This is a genomic window from Pseudothermotoga sp. U03pept (genome assembly GCF_051235805.1).
Lineage (GTDB): Bacteria > Thermotogota > Thermotogae > Thermotogales > DSM-5069 > Pseudothermotoga_B.
Genome location: NZ_JBPNXV010000001.1, coordinates 1,051,500 through 1,067,779, shown reverse-complemented (window position 1 = coordinate 1,067,779; position 16,280 = coordinate 1,051,500). Strand labels below are relative to the sequence as shown.

General features: G+C 43.0%; 19 protein-coding genes. 12 read left to right on the top strand and 7 right to left on the bottom strand.

The genetic code is table 11. From position 1 onward, the window contains the following. Positions 1 to 21: 21 nt before the first annotated feature. Complete coding sequence (gene nth, locus ACSFC1_RS05205; protein ID WP_435565991.1) at positions 22 to 663, top strand: endonuclease III; 642 nt, start codon at positions 22 to 24, stop codon at positions 661 to 663. 17 nt (positions 664 to 680) lie between these two features. Here nth and ACSFC1_RS05200 read toward each other — a convergent pair whose 3' ends face one another. After that, positions 681 to 1,601 (bottom strand): hypothetical protein, encoded by a 921-nt coding sequence (locus ACSFC1_RS05200; protein ID WP_435565059.1) that lies wholly within the window; start codon positions 1,599 to 1,601, stop codon positions 681 to 683. Further along, positions 1,598 to 2,800, bottom strand: coding sequence for an FprA family A-type flavoprotein (locus tag ACSFC1_RS05195; protein WP_435565058.1), 1,203 nt, complete (start codon positions 2,798 to 2,800; stop codon positions 1,598 to 1,600). The genes ACSFC1_RS05200 and ACSFC1_RS05195 overlap by 4 nt, the downstream gene beginning before the upstream one ends. 328 nt (positions 2,801 to 3,128) lie before the next feature. Here ACSFC1_RS05195 and ACSFC1_RS05190 point away from each other — a divergent pair, with 328 nt between their 5' ends. The 9 genes from ACSFC1_RS05190 to ACSFC1_RS05150 all read left to right on the top strand — a co-directional run bounded on the left by ACSFC1_RS05190 (position 3,129) and on the right by ACSFC1_RS05150 (position 10,357). Further along, positions 3,129 to 4,265 carry a sodium ion-translocating decarboxylase subunit beta gene (locus ACSFC1_RS05190; protein ID WP_435565057.1) on the top strand — a complete coding sequence of 379 codons (1,137 nt, stop codon included), beginning with the start codon at positions 3,129 to 3,131 and terminating at the stop codon, positions 4,263 to 4,265. Then, positions 4,262 to 4,387, top strand: coding sequence for a hypothetical protein (locus tag ACSFC1_RS05185; protein ID WP_435565056.1), 126 nt, complete (start codon positions 4,262 to 4,264; stop codon positions 4,385 to 4,387). The genes ACSFC1_RS05190 and ACSFC1_RS05185 overlap by 4 nt, the downstream gene beginning before the upstream one ends. Positions 4,388 to 4,454: 67 nt before the next feature. Then, positions 4,455 to 6,002: a bifunctional UDP-sugar hydrolase/5'-nucleotidase gene (locus ACSFC1_RS05180; RefSeq protein ID WP_435565055.1), complete on the top strand. Its 1,548-nt coding sequence runs from the start codon at positions 4,455 to 4,457 to the stop codon at positions 6,000 to 6,002. A gap of 107 nt (positions 6,003 to 6,109) precedes the next feature. Further along, positions 6,110 to 6,988: an RnfABCDGE type electron transport complex subunit D gene (locus tag ACSFC1_RS05175; RefSeq protein WP_435565054.1), complete on the top strand. Its 879-nt coding sequence runs from the start codon at positions 6,110 to 6,112 to the stop codon at positions 6,986 to 6,988. Further along, the gene (locus tag ACSFC1_RS05170) at positions 6,985 to 7,587 is read left to right on the top strand and encodes an FMN-binding protein (protein ID WP_435565053.1); all 603 of its coding nucleotides are present in this window, start codon (positions 6,985 to 6,987) and stop codon (positions 7,585 to 7,587) included. The genes ACSFC1_RS05175 and ACSFC1_RS05170 overlap by 4 nt, the downstream gene beginning before the upstream one ends. Further along, complete coding sequence (locus tag ACSFC1_RS05165) at positions 7,588 to 8,193, top strand: NADH:ubiquinone reductase (Na(+)-transporting) subunit D (protein WP_435565052.1); 606 nt, start codon at positions 7,588 to 7,590, stop codon at positions 8,191 to 8,193. Then, positions 8,190 to 8,777, top strand: a complete 588-nt coding sequence (locus tag ACSFC1_RS05160) for an NADH:ubiquinone reductase (Na(+)-transporting) subunit E (RefSeq protein ID WP_435565051.1) — start codon at positions 8,190 to 8,192, stop codon at positions 8,775 to 8,777. Before ACSFC1_RS05165 ends, ACSFC1_RS05160 begins: the two co-directional genes overlap by 4 nt. A 9-nt stretch (positions 8,778 to 8,786) precedes the next feature. Then, positions 8,787 to 9,896 carry an NADH:ubiquinone reductase (Na(+)-transporting) subunit F gene (locus ACSFC1_RS05155; protein ID WP_435565050.1) on the top strand — a complete coding sequence of 370 codons (1,110 nt, stop codon included), beginning with the start codon at positions 8,787 to 8,789 and terminating at the stop codon, positions 9,894 to 9,896. A gap of 11 nt (positions 9,897 to 9,907) precedes the next feature. Continuing rightward, positions 9,908 to 10,357 (top strand): hypothetical protein, encoded by a 450-nt coding sequence (locus tag ACSFC1_RS05150; protein ID WP_435565049.1) that lies wholly within the window; start codon positions 9,908 to 9,910, stop codon positions 10,355 to 10,357. Here the strand turns inward: ACSFC1_RS05150 and ACSFC1_RS05145 are convergent, their stop codons facing one another. From ACSFC1_RS05145 to ACSFC1_RS05125, 5 genes are read right to left on the bottom strand one after another with little or no spacing between them, the layout of a single operon-like run. Then, a complete protein-coding gene (locus tag ACSFC1_RS05145) occupies positions 10,358 to 11,029 on the bottom strand; it encodes an amino acid ABC transporter permease (protein ID WP_435565048.1) in 672 nt (223 codons plus the stop codon). Beyond that, complete coding sequence (locus ACSFC1_RS05140) at positions 11,026 to 11,781, bottom strand: amino acid ABC transporter ATP-binding protein (protein WP_435565047.1); 756 nt, start codon at positions 11,779 to 11,781, stop codon at positions 11,026 to 11,028. Before ACSFC1_RS05140 ends, ACSFC1_RS05145 begins: the two co-directional genes overlap by 4 nt. Continuing rightward, positions 11,778 to 12,425, bottom strand: coding sequence for an amino acid ABC transporter permease (locus ACSFC1_RS05135; protein ID WP_435565046.1), 648 nt, complete (start codon positions 12,423 to 12,425; stop codon positions 11,778 to 11,780). The genes ACSFC1_RS05140 and ACSFC1_RS05135 overlap by 4 nt, the downstream gene beginning before the upstream one ends. A 50-nt stretch (positions 12,426 to 12,475) precedes the next feature. Then, complete coding sequence (locus tag ACSFC1_RS05130) at positions 12,476 to 13,201, bottom strand: basic amino acid ABC transporter substrate-binding protein (RefSeq protein WP_435565045.1); 726 nt, start codon at positions 13,199 to 13,201, stop codon at positions 12,476 to 12,478. Between the two features lie 47 nt (positions 13,202 to 13,248). After that, entirely contained in the window at positions 13,249 to 14,085 is an 837-nt protein-coding gene (locus ACSFC1_RS05125) for a DUF368 domain-containing protein (protein ID WP_435565044.1), read from the bottom strand. Between the two features lie 222 nt (positions 14,086 to 14,307). On the opposite strand from ACSFC1_RS05125, the gene ACSFC1_RS05120 reads away from it, so the two are divergent. Then, on the top strand, positions 14,308 to 15,369 hold the full coding sequence (locus tag ACSFC1_RS05120; RefSeq protein ID WP_435565990.1) for a GntR family transcriptional regulator: 1,062 nt from the start codon (positions 14,308 to 14,310) through the stop codon (positions 15,367 to 15,369). A 10-nt stretch (positions 15,370 to 15,379) separates the two neighbouring features. Next, entirely contained in the window at positions 15,380 to 16,018 is a 639-nt protein-coding gene (locus ACSFC1_RS05115) for an L-ribulose-5-phosphate 4-epimerase (protein WP_435565043.1), read from the top strand. Positions 16,019 to 16,280 lie beyond the last annotated feature (262 nt).

Genomic DNA, 16,280 nt, shown 5'->3' with positions numbered 1-16,280 from the left:
GTATACCAAACGAAGAAAGAAATCATCGAAAAGATTGCCAGAGAAATCGTGAGGCTCTTTCCTCGTGACGGTTTCTCAAAAGATCCTTTCAAAATACTGATCTCGACAATCCTCAGCCAGCGAACAAGGGATGAAAATACCGAGTTAGCAACTGCGAGGTTGTTCAAGAAATTTCCTGATCTCGCCTCGCTTGCCACAGCAAGGCCAGAAGATCTCTACGATCTGATCAGACCATCTGGGATGTACAAGCAAAAAGCTTTGAGAATAATCCAGGTTGTTCAAAAGCTCTTGCACGAATACGACGCAAGAGTGCCAGACGATCTTGAAGAACTTCTGAAACTGCCCGGTGTTGGTAGAAAGACTGCAAATATAGTCTTGTATCACGCTTTTGGAAAAGATGCTCTTGCAGTTGATACACATGTTCACAGAATATCGAATAGACTTGGTTTTGTCAAAACATCCCGCCCTGAGCAGACTGAAGAACGGCTTTCCAAACTCATTCCCAAGGAACTTTGGGGTCCTCTGAACGGATCTATGGTGGAGTTCGGTAAGACCATCTGTCAACCTCGTAGACCAAAATGCCATCTGTGTCATTTCAAAGAAGAATGCAAATACTTTGCCGAGCACCATCTTAGATCTCTCAGTGATGGAAAAGACAGCTGAAAAAAAAGATGAAGGTTTCAAAAGATTTCCTGTGAACTCAGTAGTCTTCTCAAATTTGAAAAATTGGTCTTCGCTATCTTTTCCAGTTCCTTTATTCCAAAGTCAGCCAAGAAGTGCCTGGCAAATTCAACGGTATTTTGACCAGCACCAAGTGGTATCCTTCTACCGTATTTCTCAGAAGTCCTCTCGATCCAATTCAGAAACTCAGCTCTTGCGACGATCGATGCGGCGGCAACGGCTGGATTTCTTTCACCTTTCTTAAAACCAAAGACTCTAACTCCAGGATAAACTCTCAGTTTTTCTTCGATTCCCCTTGCTCCGAAATCATCGTAGACAACCACCAGCGATTTCGATCTCTCAAGTAAATGTTTTATGCAATGCAGATGTAACTCTTCCAAGAGATCGTTTAGGTTTCTCGATCCTATTTCGAAAGGTTCAACTTTTGATATGAAATGATCACAGCGAGATCTTATTCTCTCATTCACATAGAGTATCTTTTTCTTGCTCAAAGATTTACTGTCCTTCAGTTCACTTGCACCAATCTCTTGGTACTGCTCTAAAGTCAAGTAGACTGCCGCTACAACCAAAGGTCCGAAGAGATCCCCTTTACCAGATTCATCTGACCCAATCGCCGGCAAGTACATCTTCGGGTCAGCTGGAAGGTTTTGTAAGAGTTTTCTTTGAGCTTCGAGATCGTTTTGAAACGAAGCTGATAACTTCACATCTTCCACTTGAGCAAGCACATCGGCGAGAACTGGAAAGCAGTTCGATCGTATCTGCGAAAAATCAACGGTTCTGTCGTTGCTCTTTCGCCAGTAAATTCTCAGACAACCGCAACCCTTTATGCGCAGCTGCACACCATTTTGTATAAGTCTTTCTGATTCAATTTCGAATCCATTTTTCAAGAGTTTTTCCTTTATTTGCTCTAAATCTTTCATGGTTGCTCGAGGATTTTCTTCCCAAATTCGAATCCCAATCTTTCTGCTCGTTGCAGATCTTCCTGTGTTGGCCCTCCATTCACATCGAAGACCTCAGTCACCTGCCAGTTCAATGGCTCAACCATTTCTCTAATTCTCTTCGATGCACCACCACTCCAGCCATAGCTTCCAAAGATCGCCGCAGTTTTGTTCTGAACACGTTTTACAGTTGCCATCTGGAGAACATCTCCCATTGGAGGGAAAAGCGAACCTTCATAAGTCGGTGCGCCTATTATTACACCTCTATTTTTCCACAGAGAGGCGAGTATGTAGCTGACATGGGTCTGAGTGACGTTGAAAACTTCTGTCGGCACACCTGATGCCGAAAGACCTTTCAAGACCGAGCTCATGAGTTTCTCTGTATTGCCATACATTGACCCATACAGGAGCGTTACACCTTTTTCTGCAGGACTGTCCATATACTGTGCCCATTTCTTGTAAAGACTTACCACCTTCAATGGGTCCTTGCGCCAGATCAATCCGTGTGAAGGAGCGATGATATCGATAGGAAGCGATGAAAGTTTTTCAATGGCTTTCAACACCGGCTTGCTGAAGGTTGCCACTATGTTCGCATAATATCTGAGCATCTCTCTTTCATAGAATTCTTGCTCTTTGCATTCATCATCAAAGAGAGCCCCTCTTAAGGCACCATAACCTCCAAAACCATCACAAGAAAAGAGTATCTTATTTGTTGTCTCATAGGTCATCATCGTTTCAGGCCAATGTACGAATGGTGTGTAATAGAATTTCAACTTCTTTTCGCCTATATCCAACTCTTCAGTGTCTCTTACCACCTTCACGTTCTCAGTAAGATGATAGAAGGCTTGAAGCATCCTCTGACCCTTCTCACTAACCAATATCGTTATCTTGGGTGCTATCTTTCTCAACACCCCAAGAATTCCAGTGTGATCTGGTTCCATGTGATTCAACACTACGTAATCTATTTTCGATATCGGAATCAACTGATCTATTTGGCTGAAGAATTCATCTGTTTCTATAGACTTTGCAAGATCTATCAGAACACTTTTCTCATCAATCAATAAGTAGGAATTGTACGAAACGCCCTCTTCACCAATCGGCCAAAGTCCTTCAAAGAGCTGAGTAAAACGATCATTCACACCAACCCAATAGATCTTTGGTCTTATCTCAACTGGCCTCACAAAAACACCTCCTCACACTAGTTCTTAAACCCTCTTGGACAAAGTATCCTCATCTTTTTTGCAATAAGATCTTGCCGTATAGTCCTCGTTGTTGACAAGCAATCATCATACTGTGGGGATGCTCAAAGAACAATGAAATCTCCACCACGCTGAGACTAAATCTCTCATAGAGACCTTCTTTGTTCCACCTCCTCTTATTCATTATTTTATCATCCAAAAGTGTGTTCAGAAATAAAGGTAATTCATCTTTTCACACAAGAGTTTTCCTTTTCTTTCTCTTGATGTTTTATAATACGCTCTGTCTGTACACGATATAGGAGGTGAAAAAATGCTCGATGAATTGTTCTCGGGGATACTCAAGCTATCGTGGGGAAACCTGGTCATGATAGCCGTTGGTGCGTTATTGATTTATCTCGCGATAGTCAAGAAGTATGAACCAGCATTGCTGCTCCCTATAGGTTTTGGTACCATCTTGGTCAATATTCCACTCTCATCTGCGATTGATCAAATGATTGGTACACTTCAGCACAGAGGGATCTTGAGTATCTTTTTCGATGTTGGCATTGCGACCGAAATCTTTCCGTTACTCATCTTCATTGCAGTCGGTGCAATGATAGATTTCACGCCACTATTGGAAAATCCGGTTATGTTTCTCTTCGGAGCCGCCGCACAGTTTGGTATTTTCGGAACGATGATGGTTGCAACGCTGCTTGGTTTTGATTTGAAAGAGTCTGCCTCCATTGGAATCATTGGAGCTGCCGATGGACCTACCTCAATATACGTTGCATCACGATTCGCCCGACACATGCTTGGACCTATCTCAGTTGCAGCTTACTCTTATATGTCGTTGGTACCGATTATTCAGCCTCCTGTGATAAAAGCCTTGACGAGCAAGAAGGAGCGCATGATCAAAATGCAACCCAAGCCACGTAAGATACCGAGGATTGTGAAGATCATCTTTCCGATTTGTATCACTATAATGGCAAGCCTCTTAGCACCTACTTCAGCAGCATTGATAGGGTTTCTGATGTTTGGGAATCTTCTGAGAGAGTGCGGTGTCCTTGAAGGTTTGTCCAAGACAGCTCAAAGCGAGCTCGCAAATCTCGTGACCATCCTGTTGGGCTTGACGATAGCATCGACGATGACGGCTGATAAATTCTTGAAGCCTCAAACTCTGATGATACTCGGCTTGGGTTTGATTGCATTCGTGTTCGATACTGCTGCAGGTGTTTTGTTTGCAAAGTTTCTCAATCTCTTTTTGAAAAACAAGCTCAATCCAATGCTGGGAGCAGCAGGTATCTCTGCCTTTCCAATGTCCGCAAGGGTAATACACAAGATGGGTTTGCAGGAAGATCCAACAAACTTTCTCCTCATGTATGCAGCAGGCGCCAACACTGCTGGGCAGATTGGTTCGGTCCTCGCAGGAGGCATACTGATATCTTTGATAGGGGGAATTCGACTATGATCAAGACCTTTTTGATGGCTCTTAAGCTGGGATTGACTGGCTATTTCTTCCTTGTTGGTTTGCTCGTGATGTTCTTTCTATTTGTTAAACTCCTCTTGAAATTGTTCATGAGAGACAAATGATTTGGTGTAGAATTATCTTATGAGGGTCATTGACACCGAAAACCAAAGTCGAAAGGGGGAGTTCTACATGAAGAAATTTCTGACCTTCTTACTGGTAATGGTTTGTATCCTGAGCTATGCAGCCAAGCTCACTATTCTTCACATCAACGATACTCACGGACACGCCTGGTCCTTCAGTGAAACGAATAATCCGAATATCGGTGGCTTTGCTGCAATCGCTTCGATCGTCGAAGAAGTTAGACAAGAGGTAGAATCTCAAGGTGGACATCTCATCTTCTTACACGCAGGGGACATCAACACAGGTGTGCCCGAATCAGATCAACTCGACGCAGCACCTGACATCATCGCTTTGAACCTCATGAAGCTTGATGCCGCAACCTTTGGTAACCATGAATTTGACAAGCCAAAGACTGTTCTCGCCAAGCAGATGAAGCTCGCAGCCTTCCCATTCCTCTGTGCCAACTTCATCGATCCAGAAGGTGTTGTCAAACCGCAAGCTTATGTGATCAAAGAATTCGAAGACATCAAGATAGCCATCTTTGGCTTGATCACCGAAGAGACGGCAATACTTGAACCAATTCATCTCAACGGGGCGACCTTCAAAAACGCTGTGCAGACCAGCAAAGAATTGATACCTGAACTGAGATCAAAAGCTGATATCGTGATCGCACTTGCGCATCTTGGTTGGGAACCGGAAACGGAAGGCAAGACAACCAGTAAACAGCTTGCGCAGATGGTAGACGGTATAGATGTGATCATCGATGGCCATAGCCACACGAAATTTGAAAACGCTCAGTTGGTGAAAAACACAATCGTGGCTCAGGCTTGGGAATGGGGAAAGTACGTTGGCAGACTCGACTTGGAAATCGAAAACGGAAAGATCACTTCTTGGAAATGGCAAGCAATTCCGGTGAATCTCAAAGTTTACAAAGGCAAAAACGCTGAAGGAAAAGATATCTACGAATTTCTGGGCAAAGCTTACGAGGAAAACTTCTATGTCAAGACAGTTCTGACATACTTCAAGTTGCTCGGTGCAGAAAAGTTAGACACCGTAATAGGTGAGACGAAGATACTACTTGACGGCGAACGTACTAATGTGAGATCAAAAACGACCAACTTGGCTAACATGATATGTGATTCTATGATCTGGAAGGTAAACGCAGATGTGGCATTGACTAACGGCGGTGGTATCAGGGCATCGATCAAGCCAGGTAAGATCACGATCAGGGATGTGCTGACGGTCTTACCATTTGGTAATACACTCTATGTTCTTAGAATGACGGGAGAGCAACTCATGAAAACCCTTGAATATGCAGCAACCATCAAAGAAGGGCAAGGTGCATTCCTGCAAGTTGGCAATCTTTTCTACAAGAGTGTTGGTGGGAAGGTCGTTGAGGCAAAGGTGAAAGGTCAACCTATAGATCCAAACAAGGTGTATGTTGTTGTGACGAACAACTACATGGCTGGTGGCGGTGATGGTTACACGATGCTCACAGGCCTTCCAGGGTACGATACTGGTTTCACAATGGATAGCGTTTTGGCTGAATACATTCAGAAGGTTCTGAATGGTGTTGTGGAAACTTATGATTCATCGCCAAGATGCGTTAGAGAATAAGAAGGACACAGAAGAATCCTTGCCGGGGCGACAGCCCCGGTTTTTTCATTTCATTTTGTATAAAACAAAAAGCAATGATAAAATGAAAAATGTGGAGGGGTTTTTAGGTGGCGTTCTTTCAAAAGCAACCGCTGATGAGACGTGTACTTTACTCTTTGCTACCTATCTATCTTTTCGCTCTTAGTCTCTATGGTTTGAGACTGTTGTGGCTGAGTTTGTTCGTCTTCACAACAGGTATTTTGACTGAGTACGTTATGGAAAGGCAAAAGGGAAAAGCAGTCACTGAAGCCGTCTTGGTCACATGTTCTCTACTAACGCTCTCTCTGCCACCTTTGACACCTTGGTGGGTAGCAATCATCGCATCGTTTTTCGCAGTATTTTTTGCAAAAGAGGTCTATGGAGGCTTCGGCAGAAACATTTTCAATCCAGCGATTGTTGGGAGGCTCTTTGTCTACATTGCCTTCCCCATCGCGATGACAACTAACTGGTTGTTGCCAAGAACGGACTCAGTCACCGGCGCAACCCCTTTGGACTTGCTCAGAGCTGGTAGTACAGTTGATCTGAAAGATCTGTTTTTCGGCATAAGACCTGGTGCAATGGGTGAAAGCTCTGTGCTGTTGATAGTTGCTGCGGCAGTTTATTTGGTTTTGACAAAGACTGCAAGTTTTAGAATAATTCTGTCAACATTCACATCAGCTGCTGTATTGAGTTTCTTACTCGAGCAATTTGCGAATGCTCCCTCGACAGTTGCGATGTTGTTTTCTGGCAGCTTACTTTTTGTGACGGTCTTCATGGCGACAGATCCAGTCTCTGCACCCAAGAAAGCAAGTTCACAGTGGCTGTACGGAGTGATCATCGGTGTTTGCACTGTGCTGATACGCATGTACTCACTTTTTTCAGAAGGAACCAGCTTCGGTGTCTTGATGGGCAATACCTTTGCATCTCTACTGGATGAGGTGTTATCTAAGAAGAAGGTGAAAGCGTGAGAAAAGATTCCAAGAGTTACACTGTCCTTTTCGCCTTCCTTATAACCTTTGTATTCATATTCATTCTGTCAATTCTCAACGCTTCCACTGTGAAGCAGGTGACTGACAACGAGCGTTTGTTCAAAATCAAAGCCATCTTGAACGCCTTCGGTATAGATTTTAAAGATGACGGTGAGGCTTTAAGACTTTTTTCAGAAAAGATTGAGATTAAGCAGATAGACAAAGTTGAACTCTACACAACCTCTGCAGGTGACCAAAGATTCTACGGCATCGTTTTTCGGGGCAATGGGCTGTGGAGTACTATCACAGGCTTTCTCGCTGTTGATGAAAAGGTTGAGAGAATAACCGGGCTTGAGTTCATTTCTCAGGCAGAAACACCTGGCTTGGGAGGAAGAATTGAAGAAAGTTGGTTCAAAGATCAGTTTCGTTCTGAAAAAATAGTCGACGGTGTCATACGGGTGAAAAGTGGAACTGGTGATTTCGATCATGAAAACGGAGAGGTCGATGCGATAACTGGCGCAACACAGACGTCAAGATCTGTCGAAAAGATCATCAACGAGCACCTTGAGCTCTTGCGCAGAGTTGTGGAGGTGAACTAAATGGGCGACCTTTCAAATATCGCCAAAAAGAATATTCTCAAAGAGAATCAAATTTTGATTCAAGTACTTGGTATCTGTTCTACCTTGGCAGTCACGAACAACTTGAGAAATACACTCATTATGGGAGTTGGTGTCACTTTGGTGACGGCACTTTCAAGTATGACTGTCTCACTCATAAAAGATTATATTCCACGAACGATCAGAATGATGGTTGAAACGCTCATCATCGCCTTCTACGTCATCATAGTGGATATCATCTTGAGAGCATATCTTCCAGAGGTGAGCAAGGCTTTAGGCCCCTATGTTGGCTTGATCATAACGAATTGCATAATCATGGGACGAGCAGAGGCTTTTGCACAGGCGAATAAACCCATTCTCTCTTTTTGGGATGGTTTTACAGCCGGACTTGGTTACACGTTAGTTTTGTTGATAGTTGCCTTCATACGCGAATTACTCGGTTTTGGTACAGTTTTTGACATACGCATCATGCCGAGTTCATTTACACCGTGGACCATCATGGTGATGGCGCCGAGTGCATTTTTCGTGGTAGCAATCTTGATATGGATTGTCAAATCGAAGGTGATCAAAGGGAGTGAGAAAAAATGAAAATTGACCCCATAACGCTTCTCTTTGCCTCTATTTTCACCAGCAACATATTGTTGGCAAATTTCTTGGGCATGTGTTCGTACATCTCCATATCAAAAGATCTCAAGTCCTCAAATGGTCTTGGAATGGCTGTGACATTTGTAATGACGATAACAACCGTTGCAAACTGGTTCGTTTACCGCTACATAATAATTCCGTTGAAGATAGAGTACCTGAGGTACATAATCTTCATAGTTGTCATCGCTGCCGTTGTGCAGATTCTTGAAATGATCATCGATAGAATCTCACCCTCGCTGTACATAACCTTGGGTATCTTTTTACCGCTCATCACTGTGAACTGTGCCATACTCGGTGTAACACTCTTCATGCAGCTCAGAGATTACTCACTTGTGCAGTCACTTTTCTATGGTCTCGGTTCAGGACTTGGATGGTGGCTTGCGATAGTTCTCCTGGCAGCCATTAGAAAGAAGATCGACAACGCTCCTGCGCCAGCTGGTTTGAAAGGTACAGGCCTTACCTTCATAACTATCGGCATTATGGCAATGGCTTTCATTGGTTTTTCTGGGATGATAAGAGTGCAGTGAGGTGAAAAGATGAGAGTTCTCGTAGAACCACTGATCGTATCGTTGGTGAGTTTTTTACTCGCTTTAATCATTGTGATCGTTGATGCCGTGGTGAACAACTATGGAGAGGTCAAAATAACTGTTAACAAGAAAAAAACAATGACGGTCAAAGGTGGGGCTCCTTTGCTATTCACCCTTGCTTCACAAGGGATCTTCATTCCATCAGCCTGTGGTGGTCGAGGTAGTTGCGGAGTTTGTAAAGTCAAAGTACTCAGCGACGTGGGACCTTATCTTCCAACGGAGTTTGCATACATATCTAAAGAACAGATGAAAGAAAATGTGCGACTCTCCTGTCAAGTAAAGGTTAAGAAAGACATTGAAATAGAAATCCCTGAAGAACTACTCTACGCAAAGAAGTTCCAAGCAGTAGTTGAAAAGATCAACAACGTCACCTACGACATAAAAGAATTGACATTAAAGCTGATCGAACCGAAAACGATCGATTTCAAAGCCGGTCAGTACATTCAACTTTCAATACCACCTTATGGAAAGATCAACGAAGTGACTCAAAGGGCATATTCTATCTCCTCACCTCCCAGTGAAAATGAACGCATCCAGCTCTTGATCAGACTTGTTCCTGGGGGTGCTGCCACGACCTACGTGCACAATTATATGAAAGAAGGTGAAAAAGTACAATTCACTGGACCTTTTGGTGAATTCTATGTTCGCGAAACTGATGCTGTCATGATCTGTGTTGCCGGAGGTTCTGGTATGGCGCCTTTGCGTTCGATAATCATAGATCTCTATCAGAAGAATGTGGAAAGGGAGATATGGTATTTCTTCGGCGCAAGGGCTATGAAAGACTTGTTCTATGTTGATTTTTTCATGGAATTGGAGAAGAAGCGGAAGAACTTTCATTTCATCCCAGCCTTGTCAAGTCCTGATCCTCAGGATAGATGGAATGGCGAAATTGGTTTGATAACCGATGTCTTGGACAAATATCTAAAGGGCAGAATAGATCAGTCAAAACCAAAAGAAGGTTATCTATGTGGCAGCCCTGGTATGATCAACGCATGTGTTCAAGTAATGAAGAACAACGGTATCTCTGAAGAAAAGATTTATTTCGACAAATTCGCATAAGGGGTGAGAAAATGAAGATGTCACCCGAGTTCATCGAAGCTCAGAAAAACATGAAGCCAGGTGTCATAAGCTCTGTGGGCTTCCTTGGAGATGATGAGAGAGACCTGGCGCAGATCATTCAAGAAGACGAATTACTCATGAGTCGATTTCAGCTCGATTTTGATGAAGTTGCCAAGTGGATGGAGAGAATAATGGACGAAGCGGCAAAAGGTTTGGGTGAACCGATGATCATAGAGGGAAAATGGGAAGTTCAAATCTATGAAGCCCGTGGTTTCATACCATGTCCTTTTAAAGATGGAATCTTCAGAAAAAGAGTTGTTTCGGTGAGAAACCTTCAGAACGATGCCAAAATCAGTTTCAGCGATCTCTCCATTCATCTGTTGAAAAGACATCACTTTCTACAGGGAAGAGGTTCCCCGTTCAGAATTGAGCCAGAACAGTTGAAAAAACTGTTAGATTAACTATCTTTCTCCGACTATAGTGCCAGGAATTCGCAGTCTTCTTTCGAGCTTTGAAAAAATCTCAGCGGCTATCCATACAACAGCCAGATACACAAGGGCAGTCAAAAGGTAAACTCTAAAAAACTCGAAGTTTCTGCTTGCTATGAACTTAGCCTGTGCCATCATCTCAGGGGCACCGATGATGTAAGCCATAGAGGTATACTTCAACAAGTAAATGAACTCATTCGTCCAGGCAGGTATCACCCTTCTGAGTGCTTGGGGCAGTATGATCAGTCTGACAGCTTGCCATTTTGTCATTCCTATGGAATAAGCTGCTTTCATCTGTCCTATACCAATCGACTGTATCGCACCGCGTATGTATTCTGCTTGATAAGCACCGCTGTTTATGCAAAAACCAATCAAAGCAGCCACAAGTGGTGTGAGCCGAATGCCATAAACAGGTAGTCCGTAGTACAAGATGAACAGTTGTACGAGCATCGGTGTGCCACGAATCAATTCGATGAAACCGGTACTGAAAGTTTTTGCCAGTTTGTTTCCATAGACTCTTCCCAGGCAAAGCAATATTCCAATCAGCAAACCGATTGCCGCAGAAAAAACGGTCATGTAAAGGGTTACAGCCAAGCCATTTAAAAGTCTCGGCATTGATATGAGAACAATCTGCCCAAAGCTCATACTTTGTCCTCGCCATACAGTTCAGTGAGTCTTCTGAGAAACTGTCTGGTTCTTTCCTTTTCTGGATTTGTGAAGATCTTCGAAGGTGGTCCCTGTTCAACAATCACACCGTTTTCCATAAAGATGATCTCATCTGCAACAGTTCTTGCAAAACCAAGTTCGTGCGTGACAACCAGCATTGTCATACCAGATTTTGCGAGTTCTATCATGACCGAAAGCACTTCCCCTATCAGTTCCGGGTCGAGTGCAGACGTTGGTTCGTCAAAGAGCATGAGTTTTGGTCTCATCGCCAAAGCCCTTGCAATTGCAACTCTTTGTTTTTGTCCACCAGAAAGCTGAGATGGATAAAGGTTTGCCTTTTCGACCAAGCCGACTCTCTTCAATTGCTCCATTGCGATCTGTGTGGCTTCATCTTTCGAAAGCTTTTGAACCTTCACAAGTCCTATTCTGACATTGTCGAGTGCCGTGAGATGGTTGAAAAGGTTGAAGTCTTGAAAGACATAACCGATCTTCTGGCGCATTCTATGAATGTTGTGGGCAGTGATCAGTTCGCTTTCTAAGTAAACGTTACCTCCATCAGGTTCAACAAGCCTGTTGACGCAACCAAGCAATGTGCTCTTTCCAGTACCACTTGGTCCAATAATTACCTTTGTCTCACCTCTCTTCAACTGCAGTGAAACACCCTTTAAAACGGCATTGTCACCATAGCTCTTGTGCAAATCTTCTATTTTCAACACAATCTCTTCGCTCAATGTGAAACCTCCTTGATCTCAAAACCTGGGATCTGCAGTCTTCGTTCGAGTAATTGCATGATTTTGTTTGCAGAAATAGTCATCAGTAAGTATATTGCCGCACACGTCAAGAAGATTGTCATAGGTTCATAGGTTCTTGAAATGATATAACTTCCTTGTCTGAGCAGTTCAACAACACCGAGTGCATAAGCCATAGAGGAATCTTTCAAAACCACTGTGAATTCATTCGTCCACGGAGCTATAGAGTAACGAAGAGCTTGAGGAAAGATTATATATCGAAAGGCTTGTATTTTGTTCATTCCAATTGAAAAGGCTGCCAGCGTTTGCCCTTTTCCAATCGACAGTATAGCTCCTCTGAAGATCTGTGATTGGTATGCAGAGCTTCTTATACCCAAACCCAGAATACACGCAAGAAATGGAGCAGGTCTTACGCCGATCTCGGGTAACCCGTAAAAGATGAGCATCAACAAGACCAGGAGAGGTATACTTCTGAAAACTCTTTCGTAGATTGAACAAAGCAGACGGGCAACACGACCACCGTAGATCTGTCCAAAACTCACAGGTACAGCTATCACCAACCCCAAAACCAACCCCAGTATCGTCAGCTGTACGGTGACCCATGTGCCCTTCAAGAGAATCGGCAAAGAATCCAGGATAAGCGCGAATTTCTCTACGTTCTAACCCCCCACTGAGCTCAGAAATACTTGTCGATCAACTCTGCCATTTTGCCTGTTTCAATAAGAACTTCGAGTGCACTGTTGATCTTGTCAAGTAGCTCTTTGTTCCCCTTCTTCACGACTATTCCATACTGTTCTCCTGTAACTATTACACCAACTACTTTAACAGGTTTTACCGCGGCAAATCTGTTTCCAACCGGCGAATCAAGCACGATTGCATCGATGTTCCCATTCAACAGATCACTCAAAGCCAGCACGAAGGTGTCGTATCTCTTAAGATTTTTCTCTGGTAACAAACCTTTGCCTACTAAGTTATCAGTACACCAAAGATCACCAGTTGTGCCGGTTTGAACACCAATCTTACCCTTTTGGAACAACACCGTTATTGTCAGATCGCTGTCTGCTTTGACTATTATGCTTTGATCGGCAGTCCAGTATGGTTTTGAGAAGTCTACGACTTGCCTTCGTTCATCGGTGATCGTCATCGCCGCCGCAGCCACATCGATTTGGCCAGCTCTAAGTGCTGGTATCAAAGAATCAAAACTCATGTCGACAAACTTCAGCTCAAGATTAGCAAGCTTTGCAATCTCCCTCATCAAATCCATGTCGAAACCTACAAATTGTCCGTTTTCAATGTACTCAAATGGTGGAAAATCTGCACTCGTACCGACTGTAATCGTTTTAGCAAAAACAAAGGCTGCAAGGATTAACAAACACAGTGTAAAGAATCGAATCAATCTCATCAGCCTGCCTCCTCTCTACAAAAATGCATTATAGCACAATCCAACAATCAGTTTACAGAATCTTTTGACAGTCTGGTCAATCTGTACGATATAAAAGCTGCGGTGATTGTCAAAAAACCCACCATGATCGTTCCATACCCCGTAAAGGCTTGTTTGTCAAAAGGTTGTATCTTGATGAGGGATGCCAAAACAAGTCCAAAGACAATGTTTTTCGTTTGTGTTGGGAATTTTTCATAAAGGTATTTCATGAAGATTGCACACACAACTATACCGAAAACCATGCCTATACCAAAGGGTATCAAGATATTCAGTTTCATTTCGCTCACTGCCTCGACAACATCTTCATAAACACCCAAGATGAGCATTACAAGTGATCCACTCAGACCAGGCATGACCATTGCGAAGGCTGCTAAAAAACCAGCCACCGAAACAAATTCGTTTGAAAGATCAAGAGAGAGACCAGAGAACTCAATGAATATGAACAACACAATTCCGATTGAAAGGTGTAAAACCTTGATTTTGCCAAGTTGTTTGAACAAAAGTGGAAGTGTACCCAAGATCAGACCGAAGAAAATCGCATACGTGACACCACTTGCCTTTCTCAAAGAGATATCGATCAATTTTGAACCTGCGAAGATCGCTGCTACTACACCTACTCCAACATATAAAAGTAATTTCAGCTGCTCGTATGTGAGCTTGATTTTGAAAGCTGCTACAATGGCTTTGATCAGTTTTTCATAAATACCCAGCACAACGGCTATCGTTCCACCACTTATGCCCGGTATAAGGTTTGCCAAACCAATCAAGAATCCAGACAAGATAGTTTTCACAACTTCTTTCAACTCCTTTCCGGAAAATTCTACACCTTGTGTGAGACTCTTCATCTAATCTTATTTAACAACCATCTCTCTGAGAGTCAACTGAACTGCTTACTATTTCAATAAGATGATAATAACCTCTCTGTTTCTCTAATGCAGGTGCAAGTCTTCAAATTTGGTTCTGAGAGATAGAAAACTCATCTTCGATAGAGTCAGGAGAACCAAATTTGACTTGACTTAAAAATCAGCGTAAAATAATGTACGTACCTTACTTGGAGGTGAGCGATCATAGTTCCAAAATACAAATTCATAGAACAAGCGCTGATAAAAGAGCTGAAATCCGGGAGATACTCGGCTGGTGGGAGGCTACCCACTGAAAAAGAGTTAATGGAACAATACAACGCAAGTAGAGAAACCGTCCGCAAGGCTCTTGATAGACTTGCCGTTAGAGGTGTTATTGTCAGAAAACCTGGTGTCGGCACATTTGTGAACGCGGAGAGAGAAAACCAGACAATTGGCATAGTTGTCCAACAGATTACCAGTTACATCTTTCCTTATGTTGTGCTCGGGGCAGAAGATTACTTGTTCAGAAATGGTTACAAAATGCTACTTGGAAATGCTTCAGAAGATCCGAACAAAGAAAGACAGATAATCACCGAATGGGTTGAGTCGGGTGTGAGCGGTTTGATAGTCGATCCTGTTTACAGTGCCACGAAACGTTCAAACAAAGATTATCTTGAGTTGCTGGTAAGAGAGGGCATCAAGGTTGTTTTAGTGCACAGCGATTGGAAGATCAGCGACTGTGGAAGCGTGACATTAGATGATGCCTTTGGGGGAACAAGGGCTGCAGAGATCTTTCATGAACATGGGCACAAAAGAGTTGCCGTTTTGTACAAATCTATCCACTTGCCGAGCGTAACAAGGGCGATGAGTTTCATAGAAAGGGCAAGACAACTTGGCTTTGAGAAAATTTACGAAAAGTCTTTCAACGTATCTGAGTTCACGGGAGCTCCAATGCAAAATGCCTACGAGCTTTTGAGTATGCCCAACCAGATTCGTCCAACAGCCATTTTCTGCTATAACGACGCCACAGCGTTACAGCTTCAACTTGTCGCAAAGCGAATCGGATTGAAAATACCAGATGATCTATCGGTCATTGGTTTTGACGACGCACCAATAGGTGATTTCAGAGATGTTCTGACAACCTTTGCCCATCCAAAAGAAGAAGTGGGAAGAAAGGCTGTTGAAATCCTGCTGAAGATGCTTCATGGTGAAAAAGCAGAAAAATGTGTCTTGCAACCTGAGTTGATCGTGAGAAACTCAGTTGCTCTGATGAATCCTCAAAATTGAGGTGATGAAGATGTACGAGGCTGAAAAACAATTACTCTATGAAGCTCACATGACTCTTGAAAAATACGGCTTGGTTGCGTACACCAGTGGGAATGTGAGTTTGAGAATCGATGATAAAGTGATCATAAAGCCTTCGGGAGTTCCTTACTCTCTTCTGAAACCAGCGGATATGATTGTGGTTGATCTTCAAGGGGAAACCATTGAAGGGACCAAGAAACCATCGATTGATACCGCTACACATCTCTATTTGTACAAACACCTTGATTGGGCAAAAAGTATCATACACACGCATTCAACTTTTGCAACTGCTTTTGCAGTACTGGGGAGAACAATACCAGTTTTGTGCACCGCACATGCTGATGTTTTTGGTGAAGAGATACCAGTCAGCGAATATGCACCAGTTGGTTCAGAAGCTATCGGTAAAGCTGTTTTGAAGGTGATAGGAAAGTCAGGAACGGTCTTGCTAAAAAGACATGGAGTGATAGTTGTAGGTGAATCGTTGGATGATGCGCTAAAGAAAGCCATCTTTCTTGAAGAAGTCGCTAAGATGAGTTACTTCGTTCTTCTAAGGGAAAACGTTGAGCAACTCGATACGTCTGAGATCGATAGATTAAACCTTCAGTATCATACGAAATACGGGCAGAGGTAAGGGTTTTGTTCAAACCCATTGTGATCGTAGAACAGTTGTTTTACGACAGTTCAAGTATAGAAATCAAAAGTTTTTTGAATTCATTCATCTCGGTTCACGGTTAACTCGCCAACGATCTTCATCTTGAATTTGAATCAGTTATTGCTTCAAAGAGATATTTGAAGAAAAACACAGCAAAGCAGAGAGAACACAAGAAGATGGGAACTTTCTCCCGATTGCTTGAAATAATTCATACCATATCGGCTCATTTTGAGCTTTTGTC

Bases quoted from the DNA above. Each gene is read 5' to 3' on its own strand.
- ACSFC1_RS05190 (WP_435565057.1), top strand. From the start codon at position 3,129: ATGCTCGATGAATTGTTCTCGGGGATACTCAAGCTATCGTGGGGAAAC.
- ACSFC1_RS05165 (WP_435565052.1), top strand. From the start codon at position 7,588: ATGGGCGACCTTTCAAATATCGCCAAAAAGAATATTCTCAAAGAGAAT.
- ACSFC1_RS05155 (WP_435565050.1), top strand. From the start codon at position 8,787: ATGAGAGTTCTCGTAGAACCACTGATCGTATCGTTGGTGAGTTTTTTA.
- ACSFC1_RS05145 (WP_435565048.1), bottom strand. From the start codon at position 11,029: ATGAGCTTTGGGCAGATTGTTCTCATATCAATGCCGAGACTTTTAAAT.
- ACSFC1_RS05150 (WP_435565049.1), top strand. From the start codon at position 9,908: ATGAAGATGTCACCCGAGTTCATCGAAGCTCAGAAAAACATGAAGCCA.
- ACSFC1_RS05200 (WP_435565059.1), bottom strand. From the start codon at position 1,601: ATGAAAGATTTAGAGCAAATAAAGGAAAAACTCTTGAAAAATGGATTC.
- ACSFC1_RS05185 (WP_435565056.1), top strand. From the start codon at position 4,262: ATGATCAAGACCTTTTTGATGGCTCTTAAGCTGGGATTGACTGGCTAT.
- ACSFC1_RS05130 (WP_435565045.1), bottom strand. From the start codon at position 13,201: ATGAGATTGATTCGATTCTTTACACTGTGTTTGTTAATCCTTGCAGCC.
- ACSFC1_RS05125 (WP_435565044.1), bottom strand. From the start codon at position 14,085: ATGAAGAGTCTCACACAAGGTGTAGAATTTTCCGGAAAGGAGTTGAAA.
- ACSFC1_RS05180 (WP_435565055.1), top strand. From the start codon at position 4,455: ATGAAGAAATTTCTGACCTTCTTACTGGTAATGGTTTGTATCCTGAGC.
- ACSFC1_RS05115 (WP_435565043.1), top strand. From the start codon at position 15,380: ATGTACGAGGCTGAAAAACAATTACTCTATGAAGCTCACATGACTCTT.
- ACSFC1_RS05160 (WP_435565051.1), top strand. From the start codon at position 8,190: ATGAAAATTGACCCCATAACGCTTCTCTTTGCCTCTATTTTCACCAGC.